Origin of the sequence: Amycolatopsis sp. NPDC026612 (genome assembly GCF_040638285.1) — a bacterium.
GTDB lineage: Bacteria > Actinomycetota > Actinomycetes > Mycobacteriales > Pseudonocardiaceae > Amycolatopsis.
In genome coordinates, this window is sequence record NZ_JBEZYB010000067.1 from 15444 (window position 1) to 42070 (window position 26627).

Annotated in this window: 24 protein-coding genes, 2 tRNA genes and 1 other RNA gene; 14 read left to right on the forward strand and 13 right to left on the reverse strand. The window is 70.4% G+C overall.

Annotated elements, in window-relative coordinates; genetic code table 11:
* Window positions 1-56: 56 nt before the first annotated feature.
* On the reverse strand, window positions 57-1397 hold the full coding sequence (locus tag AB0F15_RS35940; protein WP_360280528.1) for an AarF/ABC1/UbiB kinase family protein: 1341 nt from the start codon (window positions 1395-1397) through the stop codon (window positions 57-59).
* Window positions 1398-1457: 60 nt separating this feature from the next.
* Window positions 1458-2504 carry a hypothetical protein gene (locus tag AB0F15_RS35945; protein ID WP_360280531.1) on the reverse strand — a complete coding sequence of 349 codons (1047 nt, stop codon included), beginning with the start codon at window positions 2502-2504 and terminating at the stop codon, window positions 1458-1460.
* Window positions 2505-2734: 230 nt separating this feature from the next.
* Here AB0F15_RS35945 and AB0F15_RS35950 point away from each other — a divergent pair, with 230 nt between their 5' ends.
* Window positions 2735-3244: a M48 family metallopeptidase gene (locus tag AB0F15_RS35950; RefSeq protein ID WP_360280534.1), complete on the forward strand. Its 510-nt coding sequence runs from the start codon at window positions 2735-2737 to the stop codon at window positions 3242-3244.
* A gap of 308 nt (window positions 3245-3552) precedes the next feature.
* Here the strand turns inward: AB0F15_RS35950 and AB0F15_RS35955 are convergent, their stop codons facing one another.
* Window positions 3553-4917 (reverse strand): zinc-dependent metalloprotease, encoded by a 1365-nt coding sequence (locus tag AB0F15_RS35955; RefSeq protein ID WP_360280536.1) that lies wholly within the window; start codon window positions 4915-4917, stop codon window positions 3553-3555.
* 101 nt (window positions 4918-5018) lie between these two features.
* Between AB0F15_RS35955 and AB0F15_RS35960 the strand changes: the two genes are divergently transcribed.
* Window positions 5019-6125, forward strand: coding sequence for a PDZ domain-containing protein (locus tag AB0F15_RS35960; protein ID WP_360280539.1), 1107 nt, complete (start codon window positions 5019-5021; stop codon window positions 6123-6125).
* On the opposite strand, the gene AB0F15_RS35965 is transcribed toward AB0F15_RS35960, so the two are convergent.
* Window positions 6122-6673, reverse strand: coding sequence for a PPA1309 family protein (locus tag AB0F15_RS35965; RefSeq protein ID WP_360280541.1), 552 nt, complete (start codon window positions 6671-6673; stop codon window positions 6122-6124). The two genes, AB0F15_RS35960 and AB0F15_RS35965, sit on opposite strands and share 4 nt — an antisense overlap.
* Window positions 6674-6822: 149 nt before the next feature.
* On the opposite strand from AB0F15_RS35965, the gene AB0F15_RS35970 reads away from it, so the two are divergent.
* Together AB0F15_RS35970 and AB0F15_RS35975 are read left to right on the forward strand one after the other, a co-directional pair.
* Window positions 6823-9828, forward strand: coding sequence for a UPF0182 family protein (locus AB0F15_RS35970; RefSeq protein WP_360280544.1), 3006 nt, complete (start codon window positions 6823-6825; stop codon window positions 9826-9828).
* Between the two features lie 66 nt (window positions 9829-9894).
* Window positions 9895-9968: transfer RNA gene (locus tag AB0F15_RS35975), tRNA-Met, on the forward strand.
* A gap of 166 nt (window positions 9969-10134) precedes the next feature.
* Here AB0F15_RS35975 and AB0F15_RS35980 read toward each other — a convergent pair.
* Entirely contained in the window at window positions 10135-11574 is a 1440-nt protein-coding gene (locus AB0F15_RS35980) for an FAD-dependent monooxygenase (RefSeq protein ID WP_360280547.1), read from the reverse strand.
* Window positions 11575-11668: 94 nt separating this feature from the next.
* Here AB0F15_RS35980 and AB0F15_RS35985 point away from each other — a divergent pair, with 94 nt between their 5' ends.
* From AB0F15_RS35985 to AB0F15_RS36020, 8 genes are all read left to right on the forward strand, one after another.
* The gene (locus tag AB0F15_RS35985) at window positions 11669-12253 is read left to right on the forward strand and encodes a TetR/AcrR family transcriptional regulator C-terminal domain-containing protein (RefSeq protein ID WP_360280550.1); all 585 of its coding nucleotides are present in this window, start codon (window positions 11669-11671) and stop codon (window positions 12251-12253) included.
* A gap of 77 nt (window positions 12254-12330) precedes the next feature.
* A tRNA-Met gene (locus tag AB0F15_RS35990) sits at window positions 12331-12404 on the forward strand.
* A gap of 412 nt (window positions 12405-12816) precedes the next feature.
* The gene (locus AB0F15_RS35995) at window positions 12817-13317 is read left to right on the forward strand and encodes a helix-turn-helix transcriptional regulator (RefSeq protein WP_360280552.1); all 501 of its coding nucleotides are present in this window, start codon (window positions 12817-12819) and stop codon (window positions 13315-13317) included.
* A 63-nt stretch (window positions 13318-13380) separates the two neighbouring features.
* Window positions 13381-14478: a peptide chain release factor 2 gene (gene prfB, locus AB0F15_RS36000; protein ID WP_360280555.1), complete on the forward strand. Its 1098-nt coding sequence runs from the start codon at window positions 13381-13383 to the stop codon at window positions 14476-14478.
* A gap of 114 nt (window positions 14479-14592) precedes the next feature.
* Window positions 14593-15282, forward strand: coding sequence for a cell division ATP-binding protein FtsE (gene ftsE / locus AB0F15_RS36005; RefSeq protein WP_360280558.1), 690 nt, complete (start codon window positions 14593-14595; stop codon window positions 15280-15282).
* Between the two features lie 76 nt (window positions 15283-15358).
* Window positions 15359-16252 (forward strand): permease-like cell division protein FtsX, encoded by an 894-nt coding sequence (ftsX, locus tag AB0F15_RS36010; protein WP_360280560.1) that lies wholly within the window; start codon window positions 15359-15361, stop codon window positions 16250-16252.
* Window positions 16253-16297: 45 nt separating this feature from the next.
* Entirely contained in the window at window positions 16298-16780 is a 483-nt protein-coding gene (gene smpB, locus AB0F15_RS36015) for an SsrA-binding protein SmpB (RefSeq protein WP_013223156.1), read from the forward strand.
* Window positions 16777-17676, forward strand: coding sequence for an amidohydrolase family protein (locus tag AB0F15_RS36020; RefSeq protein ID WP_360280563.1), 900 nt, complete (start codon window positions 16777-16779; stop codon window positions 17674-17676). The genes smpB and AB0F15_RS36020 overlap by 4 nt, the downstream gene beginning before the upstream one ends.
* Here the strand turns inward: AB0F15_RS36020 and AB0F15_RS36025 are convergent.
* The 5 genes from AB0F15_RS36025 to AB0F15_RS36045 all read right to left on the reverse strand — a co-directional run bounded on the left by AB0F15_RS36025 (window position 17666) and on the right by AB0F15_RS36045 (window position 21920).
* Complete coding sequence (locus tag AB0F15_RS36025; RefSeq protein ID WP_360280566.1) at window positions 17666-18994, reverse strand: acyltransferase; 1329 nt, start codon at window positions 18992-18994, stop codon at window positions 17666-17668. The two genes, AB0F15_RS36020 and AB0F15_RS36025, sit on opposite strands and share 11 nt — an antisense overlap.
* 94 nt (window positions 18995-19088) lie before the next feature.
* Window positions 19089-19313: a hypothetical protein gene (locus AB0F15_RS36030; protein ID WP_360280569.1), complete on the reverse strand. Its 225-nt coding sequence runs from the start codon at window positions 19311-19313 to the stop codon at window positions 19089-19091.
* A 121-nt stretch (window positions 19314-19434) separates the two neighbouring features.
* A complete protein-coding gene (locus tag AB0F15_RS36035) occupies window positions 19435-20076 on the reverse strand; it encodes a response regulator transcription factor (protein WP_360280572.1) in 642 nt (213 codons plus the stop codon).
* 39 nt (window positions 20077-20115) lie between these two features.
* A complete protein-coding gene (locus AB0F15_RS36040) occupies window positions 20116-21249 on the reverse strand; it encodes a sensor histidine kinase (protein WP_360280575.1) in 1134 nt (377 codons plus the stop codon).
* Window positions 21246-21920: a sensor domain-containing protein gene (locus AB0F15_RS36045; protein WP_360280577.1), complete on the reverse strand. Its 675-nt coding sequence runs from the start codon at window positions 21918-21920 to the stop codon at window positions 21246-21248. Before AB0F15_RS36045 ends, AB0F15_RS36040 begins: the two co-directional genes overlap by 4 nt.
* Before the next feature lie 160 nt (window positions 21921-22080).
* On the opposite strand from AB0F15_RS36045, the gene ssrA reads away from it, so the two are divergent.
* Window positions 22081-22448, forward strand: a transfer-messenger RNA (tmRNA) gene (gene ssrA, locus AB0F15_RS36050).
* A gap of 426 nt (window positions 22449-22874) precedes the next feature.
* Window positions 22875-23084, forward strand: coding sequence for a hypothetical protein (locus tag AB0F15_RS36055; RefSeq protein WP_143264264.1), 210 nt, complete (start codon window positions 22875-22877; stop codon window positions 23082-23084).
* A 4-nt stretch (window positions 23085-23088) separates the two neighbouring features.
* On the opposite strand, the gene AB0F15_RS36060 is transcribed toward AB0F15_RS36055, so the two are convergent.
* From AB0F15_RS36060 to AB0F15_RS36070, 3 genes are all read right to left on the reverse strand, one after another.
* The gene (locus tag AB0F15_RS36060; RefSeq protein WP_360280589.1) at window positions 23089-24327 is read right to left on the reverse strand and encodes a GGDEF domain-containing protein; all 1239 of its coding nucleotides are present in this window, start codon (window positions 24325-24327) and stop codon (window positions 23089-23091) included.
* A 139-nt stretch (window positions 24328-24466) separates the two neighbouring features.
* On the reverse strand, window positions 24467-25684 hold the full coding sequence (locus tag AB0F15_RS36065; protein ID WP_360280580.1) for an MFS transporter: 1218 nt from the start codon (window positions 25682-25684) through the stop codon (window positions 24467-24469).
* Window positions 25685-25779: 95 nt separating this feature from the next.
* Complete coding sequence (locus tag AB0F15_RS36070) at window positions 25780-26562, reverse strand: IclR family transcriptional regulator (RefSeq protein ID WP_360280583.1); 783 nt, start codon at window positions 26560-26562, stop codon at window positions 25780-25782.
* Window positions 26563-26627 lie beyond the last annotated feature (65 nt).

Consider the following 26627-nt stretch of genomic DNA (forward strand, 5'->3'; position numbering starts at 1 on the left):
GCAGCTGTGGACAACTCGGCGGAATCCGTCCGTTCGCGGCGCCGCCTGTGGACAACTCAGGCGGCGAACCCGGGCTGCCAGCGCTCCACGATGCCGCGGGCCGGGATCTCCGCGTCGAGCTGGCAGAGGATGCCCGTCGACCCCGCTGTCACCCGGTGGATCATCAGGTACTCGGGCGGCAGGTTGAGCGAACGTCCGACCCGGAAGTCGTTGCCGCGGCTGTCGCCGACCCGCCCGGCCTGCTTCTGCATCCAGCGGCGGGTGAAGTGGAACGTCGGCGCGGCCAGCGGCTCGGTGAACGGCGCCAGGTACGCCAGCACTTCGTCCGCGGTCAGGTCGCTGTCCGGCCGGATGAACCGGTTTTCCCGCAGCAGGTCCATCAGCCCTGCGGACTCGCCGTCGAGGGCCAGCCTCGTCAGCTCGCCGAGGTGGCGGGGGATGCCCTCGGGCAGCCGGGCGACGCCGCCGAAGTCGATCACGCACAGCCTGTCGTCTTCGGTGATCATGAAGTTGCCCGGGTGCGGGTCCGAGTGCAGCAGGTGGACGCGTTCGGGCGACGAGTAGTGGAACTCGGTCAGCAGCCGGCCCGCCAGGTTCCGCGTCTCGCGATCCCCGTCCGCGATCACTTTCGACAACGGGGTGCCGCTCACCCATTCCGTCACGACGACCTTGGGTGCGCTCGCCACCACCCGCGGCACCAGGATGCCGGGATCGCCGTCGAACGCCTTCGCGAAGGCGCGCTGGTGCTGCGCCTCGGCCTGGTAGTCGAGTTCCTCGTTCATCCGCTCGGCGAGCTCCGCCAGCAGCGGCTTCACCTCGGTGCCCGGCACGAACGCCTGGAACAGCCTGCTGAAGCGCTGCAGCTGCCGCAGGTCGCTGCGCAGCGCCTCGTCGGCGCCCGGGTACTGCACCTTGACCGCGACCGTGCGGCCGTCGTGCCAGACCGCGCGGTGCACCTGGCCGATGCTCGCGGCGGCCGCCGGTTCGTCGTCGAACGACGCGAACCGGCTGGTCCAGGTGCGGCCCAGCTGCTCGGCGAGCACCCGGTGGGTCTGCCGGACCGACATCGGTGGCGCGGCGGCCTGCAGCTTCGTCAGGGCTTCGCGGTAGGGCTTCGCCATGTCGTCCGGCACCGCCGCCTCGAACACGCTGAGCGCCTGGCCGAACTTCATCGCTCCGCCCTTGAGCGTGCCGAGCACTTCGAACAGCTGCTCGGCGGCCTTCGCGGACAGCGTCGCGTTCACCTGCTCCGCGCTCTGGCCCGCGAGCCTCTTGCCCCAGCCGCCGACCGCCCGGCCGGCGATGCCGAGCGGGAGACTGGCGAGCTTGGCGGTACGAGCGGCACCTTTGCGCGGCATCGCGGTGTCACGATCGGCTGGGTCGCGGAAGTCGGTCACACCGGCGATTCTGCCCTGCGGCGTCCCCCGCGCGCAGCCTGCGCACGACGTCTTCGTGGACTACGTCTCCAGGATCACCTCCCGCGCCCCGCAACCGCACCGTGGGTGCGGCGGCCAGCGGCGGTGGCGGATGCGGCCGTCGAAGGCGTCGATCTCGAGGGTCGCGTTCCACGCCGGCGGGGCCGGCTCGCCCGGGGAGAGCAGCCGCATGGCCTGGGCGACGGCCAGCGATGCGCACGACTGGACCGCGCCGAGGTCGGGTCGCTGGTGCCGGCCGGCGAGCTGCCCGGCGACGCGGGGCCAGCACGGGTCGAGGTCGGTGCGGTGCAGGTCGGCGCAGCGCAGGCACGAGCTGCGGCCCGGCACCACCAGCGGCCCGACGATGCCCGTGCCGTCACGGACGCGCACCGCCAGGTGCGGGACGCCGTCCTCCATCAGCTCGGCGACGACCTCGGGAGCGGGCACGACGGCGTCGGTGAGCAGGGCCACCTCGGGGTACCGGTCGTGCAGACGGGTGACGCGGACCTCGGGATCCACCCGGCGGAGCAGGTCGGCGAGGGCCTGCCGCCGGGGCCGGCCCAGGTCCGCGTCGGTGAAGCCCGAGCCGAGGTCGTGTTCGGTCACCGCGCCGGACACCTGCAGCTCCACGTGCCCGATGCCGGCGTTGGCCAGCAGCACGGCGGCCGCCACCGCCACCCGGCCGTCGCCGTGCACCGAGACCGCGGCGGCCCGCCGCCGAGCGGCCATGGCCGGCTGGTGGTGCCGGGCCCGCAGCGACCAGAGTCCGGGCTCGCCGCGGAAGCCCGGGTCGTCGGGCCGGCCGGCGTCGGTGACCAGGCCGAGCGCGGTCAGCTGCCGCAGCAGCGTCCGCAACTGGTCGCGGTGTTCGCTTTCGGCGAGCAGAAGCCGCTCGACGGGCTTGCTGCCGTCGAGGGCGCGCACCCTCGCGGCGAGGTCCGGGGAGAGGTTTTCGACGATCACGCCGTGGCGCGGGTCGAGCCCGATCTGGATCTCGCGCGGGCCGCGTTCGAGCACGGTGAGGCCCGGGAGCAGGGCGGGGTGCGCCGGCAGCAGCACCGGTGGCATGTCCGCGGTGTCGAGGATCATGTCCGCAGGATTGCACCCGGTGGCGACCGGGAGGCCCGCGAAGAGGCCGGAACGGCCGAGTTGTCCACAAGTGGAGCCGGCTGTGGACAACTCGGGTCTGTGACCTGAAGGCGCTCGGAGTTGTCGGTGCCTGGCCTTACCGTTGTCGGGTGGTCGAAGCACGGATGCCCTCGCTGAGGAGCCGAGGGGAAACGAACCCCTCGTCGGACACACCCGGACACAAGGTCGAAGTGCGGCGCAGCCAGCGCCGGCACCGGACGGTCACCGCGTATTGGCACGACGACACGCTCGTCGTGCTCATCCCCGCGCGGATGACCAGGGCGGAGGAGAAACACTGGGTCGCCGAGATGGAGCGCAAACTGCAGCGCTCGGAACCACGTCGGCCGGCGTCCCCGAAGACGTCGGACGAAGCCCTGCTGGCGCGCTGCGCGCTGCTGTCGGGCAAGTACCTGGGCGGCACCGCGGTGCCGGCGAGTGTCCGCTGGGTACCGCCGATGCGTACGCGGTGGGCGTCCTGCACGCCGGTCGACGCGACCATCCGGGTCAGCGACCGGCTGCGCAAGGTGCCCCCGTGGGTACTGGACTACGTGCTGGTGCACGAGCTGGCGCACCTGCGGGAGCCCGGGCACGACGCCGCTTTCTGGGCGCTCGTGCGGCGGTACCCGAAGACGGAACGGGCGATCGGGTACCTCGAAGGGCTGTCGGCCGCAGCCGGGTGGGGGATCTCCACCGAGGACTGAGCGGGTGATGGTGGCCGGGGCGACCTGCGGAGGTGGGTCGCCCCCGCCGCTTCGATGGGCCGGGGCGCCGGTGGAGGGGAGGGGTGCTGAAGAGGCGCGGGAGGGTGGACGCCGGGGCGCCGGTCGGAGAAGGGCGGTGGCTGGCTGAGTCGGCGCGGGACGGCGATTTGTCGGCTGGAGCGGCGCCGGACCGCAGAAAGCCGGTGCCCCGCGATCGCGGGACACCGGCCATCCGGGACTCACCTCAGCTGGACCTTCAGCCCGGAGTGACGCAGCCCGGGAGTGACGCAGCCGGAGAGGGACTCAGCTCAGGAGGACTTGCCGCCTTCGTCCGTCGGCGGCTCCTCCTCCTTCTCACGCTCTTCGCGTTCCGAACGCTCCGTGCGCTCCAATTCGGCGATCGGGTCGAGGTCGTCGATCGAGCCGGCTTCGCCCACTCGGTCGGCGAAGTCGATCGGCTCGTCCAGGTCCTCGGCCGTCGGCATCAGGTCCGGGTGGGACCAGAGGCCGTCGCGCTTCTCCAGACCGTGGCGGTCGCCCACCAGCTTCCACAGCGCCGACGCCGCACGCATCCGCCGGGGGCGCAGCTCCAAGCCGACGAGCGTGGCGAACGTCTGTTCCGCCGGGCCGCCCGTTGCGCGACGGCGGCGCAGCGTCTCGCGCAGCGCGTCCGCGCCCGGGAGACGGTCGCCGACCGCTTCGGCCACCACCACGTCGACCCAGCCCTCGACCAGGGCCAGCAGCGTCTCCAGGCGGTTCAGCGCCGCCTTCTGCTCCTCCGTCGTCTGGGGCTCCAGGAGCCCCGACGACATCGCTTCCTCGATGCTGGCCGGGTTCGCCGGGTCGATCTGGCCGGCCAGCGATTCGAGGGCCGAGGTGTCGACCGAAATGCCGTGCGCGAACTCCTCGACCGTCGCCAGCAGCCGCTGCGGCAGCCACGGCACGTGCGTGAACAGGCGCTGGTGCGCGGCCTCGCGCGCGGCCAGGAACACCAGGATCTCGCTGTTCGGCAGCTCCAGGCCCTCGGCGAACTTCTCGATGTTCGCGGGCAGCAGCGCCGACGTGCCGGCCGGGGCCAGCGGCAGGCCGATCTCCGTCGAGGTCAGCATCTCCGACGCGAGCTGGGCCAGCGCGTTGCCGAGCTGGGAGCCGAAGGCCATCCCGCCCATCTGCCCCATCATCTGCAGCAGCGGTCCGGCGGCCTGCTTGGCCTCCTCCGGCAGCGCCTCCATCCAGGCGCCCGAAACCTGCCGGGCCACCGGGTCGCACAGCCGCTGCCACGTGGGGAGCGTCTTCTCCACCCAGGACCGCGGCGACCAGGCGACCGCCGACGTCGCGCCGGCGGGGTACACCGTCGCCGCGTCGAGCCACAGCTCGGCCAGGTGGGCGGCGTCACGCACCGCGGCGTTCGCGTCGTCGCCGCCGCGGAAGCCGAGCTTGCTCTCTCCGGTGTTGCCTTCGCTGCCCAGGGTCTGCAGGGCGATCTGCTTGGCGAGGTCGTAGTTCACCGGCCCGCTGGAGCTGCCGGCCTGGCTGAGCATCTGGCCCAGCTGACTCAGCATCTGCCCGAGCTGGTTGAAGGCCTCGGCGCCGGACTGCCCGCCTTCCGAGGGGTCGTTCTCACCTCGTTTGTCGGGATCGGAAGGTCCGAAGCCGAACGGGGGTTTGCTCATGCGTCCACCGTACGCGGGTCGGCGGTCCTCGAGCGCGTCAACCGGACCCATGTGCGTGGCCTTCACCGAGAAGCGAACGCGGTCACCGTACGCTGTCGGTCGTGACCAAGTCCTCCGAGGAGACCGCCCCCGCGAAGAGTGTCCCGGAACCGGCGGCGGAGCCCGCCGGCGAGGGCCGCCGGATGACCCGCCGCGGCTGGACACTGGTGGTCAGCGGCTCGCTGTTCCTGATCTTCGTGGTGCTCGGCTCGATCGTGCCGGTGCCGTTCGTGGCGATCAGCCCGGGCCCGACCTACGACACGCTCGGTCGCGACGCGGCGGGCAACCCGGTCATCCAGGTCACCGGTCACGAGACCCACCCGACCACCGGCGAGCTGCGGATGACGACCGTCTCGCTGCACGACGGCGTCACCCTCTTCCAGGGCCTCGGCTTCTGGGCGAGCGGCCGGTACGCGCTCGCCCCGCGCGAGGAGTACTTCAAGCCGGGCGAGACCAACGAGCAGGTCAAGCAGGAGAACATCCAGCAGCTGCAGGACTCGCAGACGAACGCCCAGGTCGCCGCCCTGCGCAAGCTGGGCTACCCGATCAAGGTGCTGGCGAAGCAGATCGTCTCCGACAGCCCGGCCGACCACGTGCTCTCCCCGGGCGACCGGCTGATCACCGTCAACGGCAAGAAGATCGTCGAGGCCGCCGACGTGCGGGCCGCGCTCACCGGCACCCTGCCCGGCCAGACCGTCCAGATCACCTTCCAGTCCGACGGCCAGCCCGAGCGGACCGTGCCGCTCACGCTCGCCGCGCGCCCCGACCGCAAGGAGGGCTTCGTCGGCCTCACGGCGGTCGACCGCGCCGACGCGCCGTTCACCGTCAACATCTCCCTGCAGGACGTCGGCGGCCCGTCGGCCGGGCTGATGTTCACCCTCGCCATCATCGACCGCCTGGAGTCCGGCGACCTGGCGGGCGGCCGGCACATCGCCGGCACCGGCGAGATCACCGAGACCGGCGAGGTCGACCCGATCGGCGGGATCTCGTTCAAGGTCGTCGGCGCCCGTGAGGCGGGCGCCACGGACTTCCTCGTTCCCGAGCACAACTGCGCCGAGGCCAAGACCAACGCGCCCGCCGGGCTCAACCTCATCAAGGTGTCCACACTGGACGACGCACTCGCCCAGCTGGCCAACCTGAAGGCGGGACGCCCGACGGCCTCCTGCTAAGGCTGCAGCGTGGCCTTCAGCGCTTCGACCAGATTCGGGGCCAGGTCGGGGCTTTCCACGATCTCGTCCATCGTTTCGTCCGTGCCCTCGGCCGTGCCGATCCCGCGCAGCCGCATCACGCAGGCGCCTTCCCCTTCGCGCAGGACCGCCGCGACCAGCCGGGCCTCGGTCCGCTGCGGGTGGTTGGCGGCCGCGCGGCGGAGGCTCTCCGCGTCCGCTTCCGCGACGTCCGGCAGTTCCGACTCCGAGCCCGGCGGCAGGACGATGATCTCCTGGGCCAGTGCACACCCGACGACCAGGTCCGGCCACGCGATCCGGGCCAGCGCCTCGGCCAGGTCGCCCTCGGGCAGTGCCTCCTGCGCCACCGGCGTCAGCGGGTTCGCCCGATCGAGCTGCCCGGCCAGCTCCGGCTGCTCGTCCAGCAGTGCCGCCGTGGGCACCAGCGCGAACAGCTGCGGCGGCTGGTCCCAGCCACCCGCGGCCATGAAGTCCTCGATCTCACGGGCGAGCGCGGCCACGCCGGCCTGTCGCGCTTCGTTCGCTGCCATGCGCACATCGTGTCAGGTCGATCGGGGCGAAGCCGCCGCGAGTCCGGTTTGGGCGGGTCCCGGGAACTTCACACGGCATCCGTAGAGTTAGGGAATCAGGGGGCGCACGCGCCCCTGCTCAAGTGTTGACGAAGACAGGAGCGTGTGCCGTGGCCACTCGGCCCCCGGTGAGCCTGCCGAAGCTGTCCCGGCGAAGCCGGATCCTCCTCATCATCGCCGCGGTGATCGTGCTGGCGCTGCTGCTCGGAGCCCGCCTCCTCGACACGTACGTCGACTGGCTGTGGTTCGGCGAGGTCGGCGCGCGGTCGGTGTTCACCACCCAGGTGGTCACGCGGCTCATCCTGTTCTTCGCCGTCGGGCTGCTCGTCGGCGGAGCGCTCGCGATCAGCCTGATGGTCGCCTACCGCAGCCGCCCGGTGTTCGTGCCGATCTCCGGCGCCGACGACCCGCTGGCGCGCTACCGCTCCGCGATCGTCGCCCGCATCCGCCTCTTCGGCGTCGGCATCCCGGTGCTCACCGGCCTCATCGCCGGCCTGTCCGCCCAGGGCGACTGGCAGGTCGTGCAGCTGTTCCTCAACGGCACCTCGTTCGGCCAGACCGACCCCGAATTCGGCAACGACGTCGGCTTCTACGCCTTCGACCTGCCGTTCTACAACTGGCTGCTGGGCTGGCTGTTCATCACCGTCGTCATCTCCTTCTTCGGCGCGCTGATCTCCCACTACGTCTTCGGCGGCATCCGGCTGGCCGGCAAGGGCGGCCAGCTCGCCGGCCCGGCCCGCGCGCAGCTCGCCATCACCGTCGGGCTCTTCGTGCTGCTGAAGGCGGTCGAGTACTTCTTCGACCGGTACAACCTGCTGCTGTCCGACCGCGCGTTCCCGCTGTTCATCGGCGCCACCTACACCGACCTGAACGCGGTCCTGCCCGCCAAGCTGATCCTGCTGTGCATCTCGGTGATCTGCGCGGTCGCGTTCTTCGCCGGCGCCTTCCTGCGCAACCTGCAGCTCCCGGCCATCGCGCTGGTGCTGCTCATCCTGTCCAGCATCCTCGTCGGCGTCGCCTGGCCCGCCGTCCTCGACCAGTTCTCGGTGAAGCCGAACGCCAACGAGAAGGAAGCGGCGTCCATCCAGCGCAACATGGACGCCACCCGCCGCGCCTACGGCCTCACCGACGTCCAGTACCAGCCCTACGCCGGCAAGTCGGACGCCACGCCGGACCAGCTCAAGGCCGACACCGGGACCATGTCGAACATCCGGCTGCTCGACCCGAACATCCTCTCCGACACCTTCACCCAGCGCGTCGGCCGCGAGAACTTCTACGGCTTCCCGGCCAAGCTGGACATCGACCGCTACACCGTCGGCGGCGTCACCCAGGACTACATCGTCGCCGCGAAGGAGATCAAGACCGAGGGCCTGACCGGCAACCAGACCAGCTGGATCAACAAGCACCTCGTCTACACCCACGGCAACGGCTTCGTCGCCGCGCCCGCCAACACGATCGACCGCGCGGTCAAGGACGCCAACTCCGACGGCGGCTACCCGATCGCCACCACCAGCGACACGCAGAACCCGTCGGGCGCCGGCTCGTCAGGGACCGGCCAGCCCGGCATCGTGGTCAAGGAACCCCGCATCTACTACGGCGAGCTCTCCGCCGCGGAATCCGACTACGCCATCGTCGGCGGCACCTCCGGCAACGCGCCCGGCGAGTACGACACCACCACCGACCGCTACACCTACAAGGGCACCGGCGGCGTCTCCATCGACAACTGGTTCAACCGCCTCGCCTTCGCCGCCGAGTACGGCGAACGGAACATCCTGTTCTCCGACGCCATCGGCGACAACTCGAAGATCATGTACAACCGCGACCCCCGCGACCGCGTCAGCAAGGTCGCGCCGTGGCTGACCCTCGACGGCGACCCGTACCCGGCCGTCGTCGACGGCAAGATCCAGTGGATCGTCGACGGCTACACCACGCTCAACAACTTCCCGTACGCCCAGCAGACCCAGCTCGGCGCGGCCACCAACGACTCCCTCAACGGCGTCGCCCGGCAGGCCAACAGCTCCATCAACTACATCCGGAACTCGGTCAAGGCCACCGTCGACGCCTTCAACGGCACCGTCACGCTGTACTCGATCGACGACAAGGAACCGGTCCTCAACGCCTGGGAGAAGGTCTTCCCCGGACTCGTGAAGCCCAGCGCCGAGATCTCCCCGGACCTGCGGTCCCACTTCCGCTACCCCGAAGACCTCTTCAAGATCCAGCGCGAGCTCCTGTCCCGCTACCACGTCAGCAACCCGCAGGAGTTCTACTCCCAGCAGGCCTTCTGGAGCGTCCCCCAGGACCCGACCGCGGAAGGCGGCTCCAACCCGGCCGCGGCCGGCGCCGCCAACCAGCCCGGCTACTACGTCCTCGCCGACACCCCGGGCCAGAACAAACCGACGTTCCAGCTGACCAGCTCCCTCACCGGCCTCCAACGCCAATACCTGGCGTCCTGGATGACCGTGTCGTCCGACGCCACCGACTACGGGAAGATCCGCGTCCTCCAGCTACCCAGCGCGGCCACCGGAGCCACCCAGGTCGACGGACCCGTCCAAGTCCAGAACCGCTTCCAGAGCGACCCCCGCGTCGCCCAGGACCGCACCCTCTTCAACAACCCCAACGTCATCCCCATCTACGGCAACCTGATCACCCTCCCGGTCGCCGACGGTTTCCTCTACGTCGAACCCGTCTACATCCGGCAGCGCAACCAGAACAGCTACCCGCAGCTCGCCCGCGTCCTCGTCTCCTACGGACCCAAGGTCGGCTACGGCGCCACCCTCCAGGAAGCGCTCGACCAGATCTTCGGCCCCGGCACCGGCGAAGCCACCACCACGCCACCCCAGGCCGGCCAACCGACCACGCCGACCACCCCCACGACACCCACCACCCCCACCACGCCACCCGCCAACACCGGCGGCGGCAACGCGGCCCTCGACCGCGCCGTCACCGACATCCAATCCGCCATCGCCCGGCTCAAAGCCGCCCAGCAATCCGGCAACTTCGCCGACCAGGGCGCCGCGCTCGCCGCCCTCGACGCCGCAGCCAGGGCCTACGAAGCAGCCAAGACCGCGGCCCCCGGGAGCAGCACACCACCGCCCAGCACCCAGCCGGGAGGGTGACCTCGCTTACCAAACGGCACCTGCTTTGCACCCCATCCGAACCAGGGCGTAAGGTAGGTGCCACGACGCGGGGTGGAGCAGCTCGGTAGCTCGCTGGGCTCATAACCCAGAGGTCGCAGGTTCAAATCCTGTCCCCGCTACAGAGGCGGAGGCCCATGTTCGCGGAAAGCGCGAACATGGGCCTCTTTCGCATGTCCTGGGGGTCGGACCCCCAGACCCCCGCCAAGGGGGCTTCGCCGCCCCTGGACCCCCCTGCGCGTGGGCGCGTGGGGCGTGGGGCGTGGGCGCGTGGGGCGTGGTTGTGTGTCAGGTCAGCCAGCCTTCTACTGAGCCCGTTGTGTTTGCTACGTAGCCGTCTGGGCGGACCAGGACCTTTGTTGTGTTCGGCCAGGGGAGGGTGGGGACCTCTGCTACGACTACCTCTGAGTGGGGGGTTGGGGTTGGGGTTTTTGTCAGTAGGACGAACTTTCCTTTGTGGAATAGCGTGCTTGCGTAGTTCGTGGTTGGTAGGGGGAAGTCGGGGAGGCGGGCTCCTTCGGCTGGGTGGGTTGGCGTTGGGGGTGGGGGTGGGGGTGTTGGGTATTTGATGTTCAGGCCTGAGATCAGGCCTGATAGGTGCTTCTGGACTTCTGGTAGCTCTGTCAGTTCTCGGAAGAGGGCTCTCAAGGCCAGTTGGTTGGGTGTTGTGGGGATCAGGGCGTTCTGGGCCGCTATGTTGTTCAGGACGCTCTTTGCTACCGGGTGGCGCTCTGCTTCGTACGTGTCCAAGAGTCGTGTCGGGGCTTGGTTGTGTAGGTGGGCTGCCAGCTTCCAGCCCAAGTTCATGGCGTCCTGGATGCCCAAGTTGAGGCCCTGGCCTCCGGCCGGGAAGTGGGTGTGGGCTGCGTCGCCGGCCAAGAACACCCGGTTGACGCGGTAGCTCGCCGCCAAGCGGCTGTCGTCCGAGAAACGAGATGACCAGCGGATCTCCGCTACCTCGGCCTCCGGGCCGAAGCGTTCCGCCACCGCCGTGCGGACTTCTTCGTCCGCTACCTTCGCGCGGAGGTTGTCCGGGCGGTTCAGGCGGTCGCCGAAAGTCAGGCGGTACAGGTTCTTCTCCTTCAGGGGGATCACGCCGATGAACTTGCCCGGGCTCTGCGACGTCACCATGGCGCCCATCGAGCGCCACTCCGACGGCGCTCCCGGCGGTGCCGCCTTGAGCAACACGTCCGCCGACACGCCGTGGCCCTGGCCCTCGATCCCCTCGAACGACATGTTCAGTGCCTTGCGCACCACGCTGCGGCCGCCGTCGCAGCCCACCAGGTACGCCGCCCGCACCCGGAGACCGCTGGCGGTGACCGTGACACCCTCGGCGTCTTGGGAGAAGCCTCTCAGCTCGTGGCCGCGGTGCACGTGCACGCCCTGCTCCGCCAGGCGCTCCTCCAGCACCGCTTCGACCTCCGCCTGCGGGATGCCGAGCTGGTACGGATACCGGGTGTCCCAGCCGGCGTAGCTCACCGGGATCACCGCGAAGTGTCCGTCCGCGACAGTCGCGAACGAGCGGTCCTGCGCGCGCCCCAGCAAACCCCGCAGATCCAGCATCTCCGCCGTCCGCGGCTGCAGGTTCAGCGCCTTCGACAATCCCGTTCGCTCGTGCATCCGCTCGAGCACCAGAACGTCCACTCCGGCCAGTGCCAGCTCGTTCGCCAGCATCAGCCCGGTCGGCCCCGCCCCGGCCACGACCACCTCCGCGGTCAGCTCGTCCATCCCCAGCTCCTTAACAACGTTAAATTGACCGGTTCCGAGGATGCCCTTAACATCGTTAAACTGTCAAGCCGGTACCCCGAGGAGACTGCAGAAAATGGCCCTGACCAGGCATGACATCGCGAGATCCGGACTGAAGCTGCTCAACGAGGTCGGGCTCAACGGCCTCACGCTCCGGCTGATCGCCGCCGACCTCGGCGTCAAGGCACCCGCGCTCTACTGGCACCTGAAGAACAAACAGGAACTGCTGGACGAGATGGCGACGCAGATGTACCGCGATTCCGCGGCGGACCGGCAACCGCCGCCGCAGCTGGGGGAGTGGGAGGGCGTCGCGCACGGCGCCCGCGCGCTGCGCCGGATGATGCTCGCCTACCGCGACGGCGGAAAGGTCTTCGCCGGGACCTACCTCGCCGACCCGGACCTGGTCGGCGAGCACCCGCTGCGCCGGAGCGTCGAGGCCGGACTGGACGAGGGGCGGGCGAGCCGGGCGACGTTCACCGTCTACTGCTTCGTCATCGGCTACGTGATCGAGGAGCAGGCCGTCCGGCCCATGCCGGGCGAATTCGACGAGCGCTACCGCGAGGCGGCCGGCGAAGCGGTGCTCGGCGACGCCGGCGCGCGGTTCGAGGACGGCCTGTCCATGGTCCTCAGTGGAGCCCGTCAGTGGCTCGAGACGGAGTAAGGCCAGGTCAGGAGGTTTCGGGACCCCGGTGTAAAGCCGTTCGCGACCCCATGTAATCTATTCAAGTACCACAACGGCGCGGGGTGGAGCAGCTCGGTAGCTCGCTGGGCTCATAACCCAGAGGTCGCAGGTTCAAATCCTGTCCCCGCTACAGAGGCAGAGGCCTATGTTCGCAGAATATGCGAACATAGGCCTCTTTCGCATTCTTGGGGGTCGGACCCCCAAACCTCCGCCAAGCGGGGCTCAGCCCCCTTGGATCCCCCGTCGTCGTCCCCTTTTGCTACGGATCTCGCCATGTGGGCGTTGGGTGCACGTGGGGGCAGGTGGTTGCCGTGCGTGTCCGGGGGTGTGGCAAGTCGGGGAATCGGGCCCGGGGAGCGGTTGTCCGGGCGGGTTTTGTGCGTCTGGTTGGACCAAAGTCCGCTCGGAACGGTTGCGGAGCGTATCCAGGTCCACAGTGGACCTGGCTGCATTGGGCCGAACGAGGGGATCTCACTAGCCACAATGGACAGATACCCTGACCACTGTGGACACAGCGGCCGATAAGTGGGAATCTAGGGGGCGTGTCCGAATTGAATGCAACAGCCGCCGCCCTGCTCGGTCTGCTCCACGACGGTCCCGCCACCGGCGGACAGCTCGTCGCGGGAGCGGGTGAGCGATTCGGCGCCTTCTTCAGCGTCACCCGCAGCCAGGTGTACCGGGAGCTCCCGGCGCTGTCCAAAGAAGGTCTCGTCCGGCTCGGCAAGCAGGGCCCGCGCTCCAGCCAGCAGTACCTGATCACCGCCGCCGGCAAGAAGGCCTTCAAGGCCTGGCTGACGTCCGAAGCCGGCCCCGACCACCTGCGCAGCCCGCTCATCCTGCGGCTCGTGCACGCGGGGTCGCTGACCGCGAAGCAGCGCCAGGTGCTGCTCGAGTCGGCCCGGACCAGCTACAGCCAGCAGCTCGACGACGCCAAAGCGGCCACCAAGGCGGCCGAGGGGCCCTACGAAAAGGCCGTCGCCGAATTCGCCCAGGCCCAGGCCAAGGCCGCACTGAAGCTGCTCGACGCCATCCCCGCGGCCTGAGGTTCGCGCGCCCACGACCGGTCCCCGCAACCGGTCGTGGGTTTTGCCGTAACCTTGACAAACGTGAGTGATGAGTTCGACGCGGCACTGAGGGACCTGACCGGCAAGCTGACGCAGATCGAGTCGGTGATGGACCTGGATGCGCTGCGTGCCCAGGTGGCCGACCTGGAGACGCAGGCTTCGAGCCCCAACCTCTGGGACGATCCGGAGGCGGCGCAGAAGGTCACCAGCCAGCTGTCCCACCGGCAGAGTGAGCTGCGCCGGATCAACGAGCTGCGTCAGCGGCTCGACGACCTCGGCGTGCTGTACGAGCTCGCCCAGGACGAGGGCGACTCCGGCAGCATGGCCGAGGCCGAGAGCGAGCTCGCCGACCTCGGCAAGGCCATCGACGGCCTCGAGGTCCGCACCCTGCTCTCCGGCGAGTACGACGCCCGCAACGCCGTCGTCACCATCCGCGCCGAGGCCGGCGGCGTCGACGCGGCCGACTTCGCCGAGATGCTGCTCCGCATGTACATGCGCTGGGCCGAGCGGCACGGTTACCCGACCGACGTCTACGACATCTCCTACGCCGAAGAGGCGGGCATCAAGTCGGCGACGTTCACGGTGACCGCCCCCTACGTCTACGGCACCCTCTCGGTCGAGCAGGGCACCCACCGGCTCGTCCGGATCTCGCCGTTCGACAACCAGGGCCGCCGCCAGACGTCGTTCGCGCACGTCGAGGTGCTGCCCGAGGTCGAAGAGGTCGACCACGTCGACATCGCGGAAAAGGACATCCGCGTCGACGTCTACCGCTCGTCGGGCCCCGGCGGCCAGAGCGTCAACACGACCGACTCCGCGGTGCGCATCACCCACCTGCCGACCGGCATCGTCGTTTCCTGTCAGAACGAGAAGTCGCAGCTGCAGAACAAGGCGGCCGCGCTGAAGGTCCTCCAGGCCCGGCTGATGCTGCGCAAGAAGGAGGAGGAGCGCGCCGAGATGGACGCGCTCAAGGACGGCGGCTCCAGCTGGGGCAACCAGATGCGCTCCTACGTGCTGCACCCGTACCAGATGGTCAAGGACCTGCGGACCGACTTCGAGGTCGGCAACCCGAGCGCGGTGCTGGACGGCGACATCGACGGCTTCCTCGACGCCGGCATCCGCTGGCGGAAGCAGACGGCGTAAGCCGGGCGCAGCGGGTGTTCGCACGACCGCTCACCGTTCGCGAATGCCCGCTGCTCCACCCGGGTGGACCGGGCAACCGGGGCTTCACGAGACCGGTGGGTAGTATGCCGAATCGTGATCCGGCTCGAAGAGGTTTCCAAGGTCTACAAGACCTCGACGCGGCCCGCGCTCGAGCGGGTGTCCGTCGACATCGCCAAGGGTGAGTTCGTCTTCCTCATCGGTCCCTCGGGATCGGGGAAGTCGACCTTCCTCCGCCTCCTGCTGCGCGAAGAGGTGCCCAGCAAGGGCCGCGTGATGGTGTCCAACTTCGACGTCGCCAAGCTGGCCCGCCGCCGCGTCCCCCGCCTGCGGCAGACCATCGGCTGCGTCTTCCAGGACTTCCGCCTGCTGGCGAACAAGACCGTCGCGGAGAACGTCGCGTTCGCCCTCGAGGTCATCGGCAAGCCGGGCCCGACCATCAAGAAGGTCGTCCCCGAGGTGCTGGAGCTCGTCGGCCTCGACGGCAAGGCGGACCGGCTGCCCAACGAGCTCTCCGGTGGTGAGCAGCAGCGCGTCGCGATCGCGCGCGCGTTCGTGAACCGGCCGCTGGTGCTGCTCGCCGACGAACCGACCGGGAACCTGGACCCCGACACCAGCCAGGACATCATGCTGCTGCTGGAGCGGATCAACCGCACCGGCACGACCGTCCTGATGGCGACCCACGATCACTCCATCGTGGACTCCATGCGGCGCCGAGTCGTCGAGCTGCAGCTCGGCCGGGTGATCCGCGACGACGCCCGCGGCGTCTACGGCATCGGTCGCTGACCGCCGATCCCGTAGCGACGCAGCCCGTAACGACGCAGCCCCGCAACGCCCCCGACCCCAAGGACCTGCACCCGCCATGCGCGCCAGTTTCGTCTTCAGTGAGGTAGTCACCGGCCTGCGCCGGAACGTCACGATGACCATCGCGATGATGCTGACCACGGCCGTCTCGCTCGCCATGCTCGGCGGTGGCCTCCTCGCCGTGCGGACGATCGACAAGATGAAGTCCAACTTCCTCGCCGACGTCGAGGTTTCGGTCTACCTCACCGACGACATCAGCGCGGCCGACAAGAACTGCACCCAGTCGCTGTGCCAGACGCTGCGGACCTCGTTGCAGAGCAACAACGGTGTCGAGTCGGTCGTGTTCGAGAACCGCGACCAGGCCTTCGACCGGTTCAAGAAGATCTTCGAGAGCCAGCCGGAGCTGATCGCGCTCACCGGTCCCGAGTCGCTGCCCGCGTCGCTGCACGTGAAGCTGAAGGACCCGGACCGCAGTGACGCGATCGTGCAGGAGTACGCGAACAAGCCGGGCGTGCGGAAGGTCGACGACCAGAAGAAGTTCCTCGACCGCGTCTTCAACGCCTTCAACGGCGTCCGCAACATGGCCTTCGGCGCCGCGCTCATCATGGCCATCGCCGCGCTGCTGCTGATCGCCAACACGATCCAGGTGTCCGCGTTCACCCGCCGCACCGAGGTCGGCATCATGCGGCTGGTCGGCGCGACGCGGTGGTACACGCAGCTGCCGTTCCTCCTGGAGGCGGTGGTCGCCGGCGTGGTCGGTGCGGTCCTCGGCATCATCATGCTGGCCCTCACCAAGGCGAGCTTCCTCGACGCGGTGTTCACCGGCGACGTCTTCCCGAAGATCACCATGCTGGAACTGCTGTTCCCGGTCGCGCCGATCCTGCTCGGGGTGTCCGTGGTGATCTCCGCCATCACCGGTTACGTCACGCTGCGCCTGTACGTCCGGCACTAGGTTAACCGGCTGCTGGCAGCCCCCGAAATCACGTAGAGTGGTCGTATGCCCAAGGAACGTGGCCAGAAGGTGATCGTGTCGAACCGCAAGGCGCGGCACGATTACTCCATCCTCGACACCTACGAGTGCGGTCTCGTGCTCGTCGGCACCGAGGTCAAGAGCCTGCGCGAGGGCAAGGCGTCGCTGGCGGACGCGTTCGCGACGGTCGACGACGGCGAGGTCTGGCTGCGCAACGTGCACATCCCGGAGTACACGCAGGGCACGTGGACCAACCACATGCCGCGGCGCACCCGGAAGCTGCTGCTGCACCGGCGGGAGATCGAGAAGCTCATCGGCAAGACCAAGGAGAGCGGGCTCTCGCTGGTGCCGTTGTCGATGTACTTCAAGGACGGCAAGGTCAAGGTCGAAATCGCCCTGGCGCAGGGCAAGAAGGCCTACGACAAGCGGCAGACGCTGGCCAAGCGCGACGCGGACCGGGACATCAGGAAGGCCATGGGCCGCGCGCTGAAGGGCCGGTTCACGGAGTGACGCCCGGCCCGGCGGACGACGGTGACGTCGCGCGGTGGACAGCGTCGCTGGGCCTGCCCGGCCTGGTCGACCTGCACGTCCACTTCCTGCCGAAGCCGGTGATGGACAAGGTCTGGGCGTACTTCGACCAGGCTGCGGTGCACTACGGCACCGAGTGGCCGGTGTTCTACCGGACGTCCGAAGAGGACCGGCTGGCCACGCTGCGTTCGCTCGGCGTGACGCGGTTCGCGCCGCTGGTCTACCCGCACAAGCCGGGGATGGCGCAGTGGCTGACGGACTGGGCGCTGGAGTTCGCCGGGCGCGTCCCGGACGCGGTGCCGACCGGCACGTTCTACCCGGAGCCCGGCGCCGGGTCCGCTGTGGACGGTGCGCTGCGCGCCGGCGCCCGGGTGTTCAAGGCGCACGTGCAGGTGGGCGCGTACGACCCGCGTGACGACCTGCTGAAGCCGGTGTGGGGTGCGCTGGCCGACGCCGGTGTCCCGGTCGTCGTCCACTGTGGACACGGTCCGTTGCGGGGCGACTTCACCGGGTTGCGGGTCTTCGAGGAGGTCCTGGCGCGGCACCCGCAGCTGACGGCGGTGCTCGCGCACGCCGCCATGCCGGAGTTCGAGGCGGCCTTCGACCTGCTGGCCAGGTACCCGCGGGTGCACCTGGACACCACGATGGTCGGGGTGCCGTTCGCCGAGGCGATGTCCCCGCTGCCGCCCGACTGGACCGCGCGCCTGGCCGGGTTCGCCGACCGGGTCGTGCTCGGCACGGACTTCCCGAACATCCCGTACTCGTACGCGACGCAGCTGCAGGCGATCGCCGGCTGGGCGGCCGCCGACGATCGCCTGGGCGAGCCGTTCCTGCGGGCGGTCCTGCACGACACCCCGCTGCGGCTGCTCACCGCTTGAGCAGCGCCCGCTCGCTCACGGCGACCGCACGGCCCAGGGACCGCGTGCTGAGCACGGTGACCGGGATCTGCTTGCCCGCCAGGAGGAACCCGGCCGTCGCGAGGACCACCCACGGCACCGGGCCGTGCGCGATGCCGTCCGACAGCGGCGCGAAGCCGTGCGCGGCCAGGCCGAGCAGACCGCCGGAGGCCAGCAGGCCGGCCACGACGAGCTGCGGCGTCTTGGCGGTGAGTTCACCGGTGCCGCGCTGCACCTCGAAGTGCGCGAACAGCCGGAGCAGACCCAGCAGTACCAGCCCGCAGACCGCGAACCACGCGGGCGCCATCACCAGCCAGAACACCGTGCCCGGCGCGGGGGTCTCGTAGCCGAGCCCGTACACCGTCACGCCCGTCACCACGACCAGCGCCGGCATGTGCCAGAGGTAGACGCTCATGAACCGCGCGCCGAGCCAGCCGAGGGCGTCGCCGACGCCGGGACGCGCGGCGAGCGCGTTGAGCTGCGGGCGGAAGGCGAGCAGCAGGCCGATCTGGCCGACGGCCAGGAAGGCGAGCAGCACGGTCGGCGGGCTCATGTTCGACACCGGCGCGCCCGGCATGCCGATCATGCCGGCCGGGTACGGCCCGAACGCGACCATCAGCGCCGTGACGCCGAAGCCGGCCGCCGACAGCGTCAGCGCGGCGCGGCGGGTCAGCGAACCGAGCCGGCCTTCGACGTAGTGGAAGCCCAGCTGGTGCACCGCGACCCAGACGAACACGGCGTTGGCGTAGCCGACGTAGCCGAAGTCGTTGAAGCGGGCGACGTCGACGAGCACCCCCGCCACGGCCATGACCAGCGGTACCTTCAGGCCCCAGCGGCGGTGCGCGGTGACCATGAGCGGGGTGAGCAGCACGACGAGCAGGTACACCGCGAGGAACCACAGCAGCTGCGCGGCGATCGCACCGGCGACCTGCAACGGCTGTGGCGGCACGCCGAGGCCGCGCAGGAAGTCCGGCACGATCAGCCAGACCGCCATCAGCGGCAGCACCGGCGCCACCAGCCGCTTGATGCGCCCGGCGAGCCACTGCCGCGTCGATCCGGCGCGGCGGAAGGAGATCAGGTTCGCCGCGCCGCCGGCGAAGAAGACGAGCGGCATGACCTGGCTGAGCCAGGTGACGACCCACCAGCCCGGCGTCGCCAGCGCGTTGCCGGTCGCGAGGTGCCCGTCGGAGTAGGACAGCACCGGCATGGTCCAGTGCTGGGCGATGACGGCGAGAATGGCCCCCGCCCGGACGACGTCGAGGAACCTGTCCCGGCTCGCGGGCACCTGGCTGATCTGCATGCCGTTCAGCCTGGCCGCTTCGACCTGGGAAAACAGCGGTGCTGACCGGCCTGTCCGTGGTCCGGTTGACCCCACTCGGACCCGGGGGTTCTCCCTACCTCAGGCCGTCCGGCTCCGGTTCGTGCTGCGTGGCCGCGAGGCGGTACTCCCAGCCCGTCTCGGTGAGGCCGAGCTCGTAGCGGGTCTCGATCTTCGGGCCGCCGTGCAGGTGGATGTGCCGGATGACGGTGCCGGGTACCGGCTCGGCGTCCCCGAGCTCCTGGACGCGGCCGTCGAGCGGGCCGCCGAAGAAGCGGACGCAGCGGATCTCCTCGGACATCTGCGCGCTCCTCTCGACGGCAGGTCCGCTCATGGTAGGTGAGCGATCACGGGGGTGCCGCCCGCGGAACGGGTGACGCTATGTCCACCGTACGGCGATTTTGGTCACTCGCCGTCGATTGTCAGCGACCGAGGTAGGTCAGCACCGCCCGGACGCGGCGGTGCTCCTCCGCGCTCGCTTCCAGACCGAGCTTCGAGAAGATGTTGCCGATGTGCTTCTCCACCGCGCCGTGCGAAACCACCAGAGAGTTGGCGATCGCGGTGTTCGACAGGCCCTGGGCCATCAGGCCGAGAACCTCGGACTCGCGGGCGGTCAGCGCGTCCAGCGGGTTGCGGCGGCCGCGGGCCATCAGCTGGGCGATCACGTCCGGGTCGATCGCCGTGCCGCCGCCCGCCACGCGACGGACCGCGTCCAGGAAGTCCGCGACGTCCGCCACGCGCTCCTTCAGCAGGTAGCCGACCCCGCCGGCGCCGCCCGACAGCAGCTCCACGGCGTACGACTCCTCGACGTACTGCGACAGCACCAGCACCGGCAGCCCCGGGATCTCCTTGCGCGCCGCCAGGGCCGCGCGCAGTCCCTCGTCGGTGAACGTCGGCGGCATCCGCACGTCGACGATCGCCAGGTCAGGACGATGTTCCTGGACCGCACCGAGCAGGTCGTCCCCGTTGTCGACGGCCGCGACCGTCTCGATGCCCTCGTCGGCGAGCAGCCGGGTCACCCCGGCCCGCAGCAGCACAGCGTCCTCGGCGATGACAACCCGCATCCGGCCCCCAAGCTCGTGGATGAACGGGGTCCAGCCTATTCACCACTGGCAGGGGAGGTCGGCGCGGATCACGGTCGGCCCGCCCACCGGACTGACCACGGTGATCACGCCGTCGATCGTCGCGGCGCGGTCGGCCAGGCCCGCCAGCCCGCCGCCGGGACGCACCTCGGCGCCTCCGTGACCGTTGTCGGTGATCTCGACGACGACGTGGTCGTCGGTCCGCCACACCCGCACGCCCGCTTCGGTCGCTCCGGAGTGTTTCGCGATGTTCGTCAGCGTCTCGCCGACGATGAAGTACGCCGTCGTCTCCACCGCGGCCGGCGGCCGCGGGTCGACGTCCACCGTGACGTCCACCGGGATCGGCGACTTCGCCGCCTGCGCCGACAACGCGGCGTCCAGCCCGCGGTCACCGAGCACGGCCGGATAAATGCCGCGCGCCAGATCCCGCAGCTCCGACACGGCGAGCTTCGCGTCCGCGTGTGCCTCGTCGATCAGGTCCCGCACCGCCTGCGGATCGTGGTCGAACTTCGACTTCGCGCGCCCCAGGCTCATCGCGACGGCCACCAGCCGCTGCTGCGCGCCGTCGTGCAGATCGCGCTCGATGCGACGGCGTTCGGCCTCCGCCGCGTCGACCCCCCGGGCCCGCGACGCCTGCAACCGCTCGGCCTTCTGTTCCAGCCGCTTCGTGCGATCCTGCCCGAGCAACGCGATCGCCAGCTCCCCGTGCAACCAGCCCAGCCACGGCGTCACCCAGATCGCCATCGGCAGCAGCACGATCGACGACAGCGCGATCAGCAGCTCCGCGCACGCCAGCGGGAACGCCGCCACCAGGTAGGCCAGGTCCCGCCACGTCGTCGGGTCGCTCAGCCGGACCATCCACCGCCGCAGCAGCGGCTGCCCCTCTTCGTACGGCCGCCGCTGCACCGGCGGCAGGGGCACCCGCAGCATCGTCCCCAGCCAGCTCCGCTCGCGGTCGCCGGACCAGCGGACGAAACTCGTCGTCGCCAGCAGGATCGGGAACCCGACCCAGATCACCGCCGTCGACACCCCCACCGCGATGCCGACCACGATCAGCACGAACTGCAGGAGCCGGAAGACGAAGCTGACGATCATGTAGAGGATGGTGCGAGCCGGCTGCGGCCGCGGGTGTTCCAGCTGTTGCGCCTCGGTCATCCCGCCACCAGGTTCTTCTCGTCCGCGTCTTCCCACCAGCGCTCCATCCGGCGGCGCTGCGCCACCGTCGGCCCCAGCAGTGCGTACGCCAGCCGGGCGTGCGTCCCCGCCAGCGCCTTGGTCAACGCCACCGACAACGCGACGAACAACACCCCCAGCGCCGCCCACGGTAGCGCCTCCACCGTCGAACCCACGGTCAGCCACGGCACCTCCCCAGCCGGGAAGCGGTACTCGCCGGCCGGCAGCCACCGGAAGTAGACCGGCAGCCCCACGAGCGCCAGGCTCGTCGCCCAGAACGCCGTGACCAGCACGAACTCGACCAGCCCCACCGGAAAGAGGAGCGCGAAGTAAGCCAGGTCCCGCCACGTCGACGGATCCTTCAGCCGCGCCTTCCACCGCGCGCCCTGCTTGCCGGCCGGCAGCGGCAGATAAGGCAGATCCACGTACCGGTCCAGCAGCGCGTAGACCCGCGCCCGCTCCAGCCGCGCGGCCCCCCGCCCGGCCAGCACCACCAGCCCGAGCAGGCCGACTCCCACCCACACCACCGCCGTCCCCACCCCCGCCGAGACGAACGCCGTCAGCAACGCGAACGCCACCACCCCCAGCGGCAGGTTCATCAGCAAGAACACCACCGAACCACCGAACGGCGGATCCCGCCTCTCGCTCACCATGACGGCGCTCCCTTCATCCCACGACACCTGACCAGCATCACCTCCCGCCAAGATCGGCGACATGGTGCGAGCGGGCATCCCGCCGGTAGGGCTGGCCCCACCCCACCCGGACCAAAGCGGTGGCGGGGGGCGGTATGATGAGTGGGTTGTGTCCCGACAAGGGGGTGAACGGTTTCGACTTTGGACGTTGATTCAGGAGAAGCGTGCCGGTGCAGGCGAGAGACCACCGTAAGCGTCATCGCAACCAAATAAGCGCCGACTCCAGTCAGCGCGAGTTCGCCCTCGCCGCCTGAGCGAGTGCGACTCTGTCGGCCCGGGTTCGCCTCCGGCCCGGGTACCGGCATCAGCTAGGAGGCTCAGCGACTGTCCCGGCCACGGGGAACAGTCGTGAAGCAAACAGTGGCTGGGCTCGTCACCTCAGCTTGTTCGCGTGATTGAGGGAGCCAAGCAGAGACGTAGCGGACTGCGCACGGAGAAGTCCTGTTGATACGCCAGAGGACCCGGGTTCAATTCCCGGCACCTCCACTGCGAGAAGGCCCACGCCCCTTCGGGGCTGGGCCTTCTCTCGTTCTCGGGTGTTTTTCTGGGGGTCGGACCCCCAGGCCCCCGCCAGGGCGGGCTTCGCCCCCCTGGACCCCCGGGTGGTCGCCTTTGTGGGGTGGGTCTTGGGGGGCTGGGGGCTGGTGGGGTCGAAACTGATCTCGTCGGCTGGCCGGCCGTCGGCCCGCCTGACGCCTGGCCTGGCTGGCCTGGTCGCTCCGGACGGGCTGGTCTGGGGGCGGTCGACCTGGGGTGGTCCTTGTTCGTGGGGCTCTGGTGGGTGGGAGCCGGCCTGGGGTTGGCTGGGTGTTCTGGGGGCGTGGTGGGGGGCACTTGTGGGTGAAATTCGTGTCAATGTCATGCTTGGGGTCCGACCATGGCTCCGCACCCGTGGAGTCGGAAGTAGGTGGCCAGATGACCTGGGCCCGGCGTAGTGGCAGCTCGCTTGCCAATGATGAAGACAGCCGGATGGGTGTTATCCGGGCTGAAGAGGCGGTGCGGCTGGGCGAACAGAACGATCGCGCCGTGCTCACCGTTGCCGGTCACTCCTCCGATGTTCACGACTGCGCCGAACTGCTGGCCATGCTCGGGCTCGACGCCGGGCGGCGGCAGCGCACCGCCTGATCCGTCACACCAGGTCCGCTACGTGGACCACCTTGTTCCGGCCCGTCGCCTTCGCGTGGTAGAGCGCGGTGTCCGCCGCGTCCAGCAGGCGCTGTAGCGACGCGCCTGCTGTCGGGTACACCGCGATGCCGATCGATACCGACAGGCCCGTGATCGACAACTGGCCCATCGGAACCTGCAACGCGCTGATCGCCCGGCGGATCCGCTCCGCCACCGCGCCGACGTCCGGCGGGGCGATCCCCGGCAGCAGCACCACGAACTCTTCGCCGCCGAACCGGCCCACCGCGTCGCCGCGGCCGCGGACCGCCGAGATGATCGACTGGGCCACCGCCTTCAGCACCGCGTCACCCGCCAGATGACCGTAGGTGTCGTTCACCTGCTTGAAGTGGTCCAAGTCCAGCATCAGCAAGCCGAACGTGCCCCGCTGGCGTGCTGCGGCCGCCAACGTCCGCTCCGCCAGCGCGTGCCAGCCGCTCGTGTTGTACAGACCCGTCTTCTCGTCGCGGTGGGCCGCCACCTCCAGCTGCTTCACCAGCACCGTCCGGTGCAACAGCAGCAACGGCGGGAACACCAGCACCACCAGGCCCGGCAACGTCGCCAGGGCCAGGGCGTTCAGCGCACCCAGGCACAGCGTCGCCACCTCCAGGCCGTTGTCCGACCACGTCCCGAACAGGGCCTCCGGCGTCCGGCCGATCTCCCGGCGCGCCGGGAGCACCAGCAGGGCGTTCACCGCGAAGAACGTCACGCCCGCGGCCGCGATCGCGAACGTTCCGGTCCAGCTGTGGGCCATCGCCGCCCGGATGTCGCCGACGCCGGCCACGCGCAGCACCGACTGGGCCGCGTAGCACGAGAGCACGATGATCGCCGCGTTGCTGACCGTGCGTGACGCCGGGACCCGCTGCAGGCGGTACCAGCTGCGGATCGCCAGGTGCGCGTACAAGCCGCCGACCAGGACCGCCAGCAGCAGCGGCGGCAGGAGCAGGACGCCGGCGAACGTCCACACCGACGTCATGTTGATGTGCGGGGTCCCCGACACCCGGCGGCGGATCCGCTCCACGCGCCGGCCCGTCTCCGACTGCACCACCCCGAGGACCAGCAGCACCGCGAGGATCAGCAGCGTGCGGCGGTCCACCGCGATCGGGGACGGACGCAGCGTCAGCACCACCGCCACGACCTCGCTCGCCAGGCAGAAAACGATCACCCGCGGACCCTGGCGCCAGAGCGCCCAGTGCCGGGGAGCCACGACCACGTCACGAAAACGCGGCACACTGCGCGGGATCCCGGGCCCGGTCCGCATACTCATGGTGTCCGGCCGGTGACAGAGCCGGTCCGGCCCGAGGTGGTGAAGGGAGGCGCACCATGTGCGGACGCGACAACTGAGGTCATCGATCCTCCAGCCTGACCCGGCGCCACGCCCTCGCGATCGGCACGGCCAGCGCGGCACCCGCCGCCCCGGCCGCGGCGATGGTGTGGGCCGGGCCCAACACCTCGGCCAGCCCGCCCGCCGCGGCCGCGCCGACCCCCTGCACGGTGATCAGCCCCGTCGAATTCACGCCGGCGCACTGCGCGCGGTGCTCGTCCGGCACCCGCCGCATGAACGACACCGTGCCCTGGATGTTGTACCCGGTGGCCAGCAGCCCGGACGCCGCCAGCAGCGCCAGTGACACCACCAGCCCCGGCCGGAACAGGAACAGCACCAGCGGCAGCCCGGCCGCGATCCCGAGCAGCCCGAGCACCCCCACCTGGACGTGCTCCGGCACCGCCTTGCCGAACACGAACCCGCCGACCACGCTGCCCGCCGGGTCCGCCGCCATGAGCAGCCCCACCAGCGTCGCGCCCGCCCCGATCCCGGCCGCGTACGGTGCGGCCAGTGCTTCCGGCACGACGTAGAACCCGGCCAGCCAGTTGAGCGCCACCAGCGTCCGCAGCGCCGGATCGCGCCAGATCAGCCGGATGCCCGCGCCGGTCGTGGACAGCCAGGCCGGCCGGACGGCCTGCGCGACCGCCGCCCGCCGCCGGACGCCGGTGACCAGGAACACCGCCGAGAGCAGGAACGTCGCCGCGTCGAGCGCCAGTGCCGCGGACGGCGCGAGCGCGGCGATCAGCGCCCCGCCCCCGCCGAACCCGGCCAGCTGCGCGCCCTGGTTCGTCACGTTCCGCAGGGCCATCCCGACGAGGTACCGCTCGCCTTCGAGAACCGACGGCAGCAGCGCCTGCTGTGCCGCCTTGAACGGCCCGCCGAGCGCCGTCATCACCGCGACGAGCACGCACAGCACCCACAGCGGGACGCCGGGGATCGCGATGACCGCGACCAGCGCGGCCCGGGACAGGTCGGCCGCGACCATCACGTCCCGCCGCGGCCACCGGTCGCCCGCGCCGGCGAGCAGGATGCCGCCGAACAGCGAAGGCACATACGTCAGGGCGTAGGTCAGGCCGGTCAGCGCGGCCGAGGACGTGCGCTGGAAGACGAGGACGGCGAGCGCGACCCTGGCGAGCTGGTCACCGCAGACGGACAGCAGCTCGGCGGTCCACATCGCCCGGAATTCGGCGACGGCGAGCACCGCGCCGAATCCGACTTTCGTCACGCGTGCGTCATCCATGTGGCGCCCCTCGAAACCGCTGTTCAGTCAAGGTAATCACCGAGCGGAGTGGAATCGAGTCGTTCGGTGACAGTTGCCCCGTTCGCAGCAGCGCGTCAGGCCGGGTGGCCGCCGATCCGGGTGGTCAGCTCGGCCGCCGTCGCCGCGACTTCCGCGGCCAGGTCCGGCCACGTCTCCGCGCACGGCTCCGCCGCGCAGTGGTGGCGCACCGTGACGCTGATCGCTGCCAGCGGGCGGGCGCCGTGGTCGAAGACCGGGCAGGCCACCGACGCGAAGCCGGCCGTGACGTGGCCGTCCTCGACCGACCAGCCGAGCCGGCGTTCCGCGGTGAGGGTGCGGCGCAGCTCGGCCAGCGTGCGCGGGCCGCGGCCGGTGCGGAGCACGAACGCCGACGCCGCCGGGAAGAGCGCGCGGACGTGCGGGGCAGGCAGGTGCCGCAGCACCGCCCGGCCGGACGCCGTCAGCTGCGCCGGCAGCCGGACGCCGACCTCCGTCACCAGCGTCTCCGGCCGGGCCGGGCGTTCCTTGATCAGGTACAGCGACTCGTTGCCGTGCAGGACGCCGAGGTGGGCGGTGTGCCCGACGCGGTCGACGAGCTTGCGCAGCAGCGGCCCGGCCAAGCGCTCCAGGGGGTCGTGGCGCAGGTAGGCCGAGCCCAGCTCGAAGGCGGCGATGCCCAGGCCGTAGCGGCGTTCCGCGGGCAGGTGCACGACGAACCCGGCCGCTTCCAGCTCGCTGAGCAGGTGGTACGTGGTCGAGCGGGGGAGCCCGGCTTCCCGGGCGATCGCCGCCGCGGTGACCGGGCCGGGCCGCGTCGCCAGCAGGCTCAGCACCGCGAGCCCGCGGCGCAGCGCCGGGACCTCGCTGCTCTCGCCCACCGCTCACCCCCGTCGGGGGCCCCGGGGGGCCGGTGTCGGTGTGGGGGGGGGGGGGGGGGGGTGGC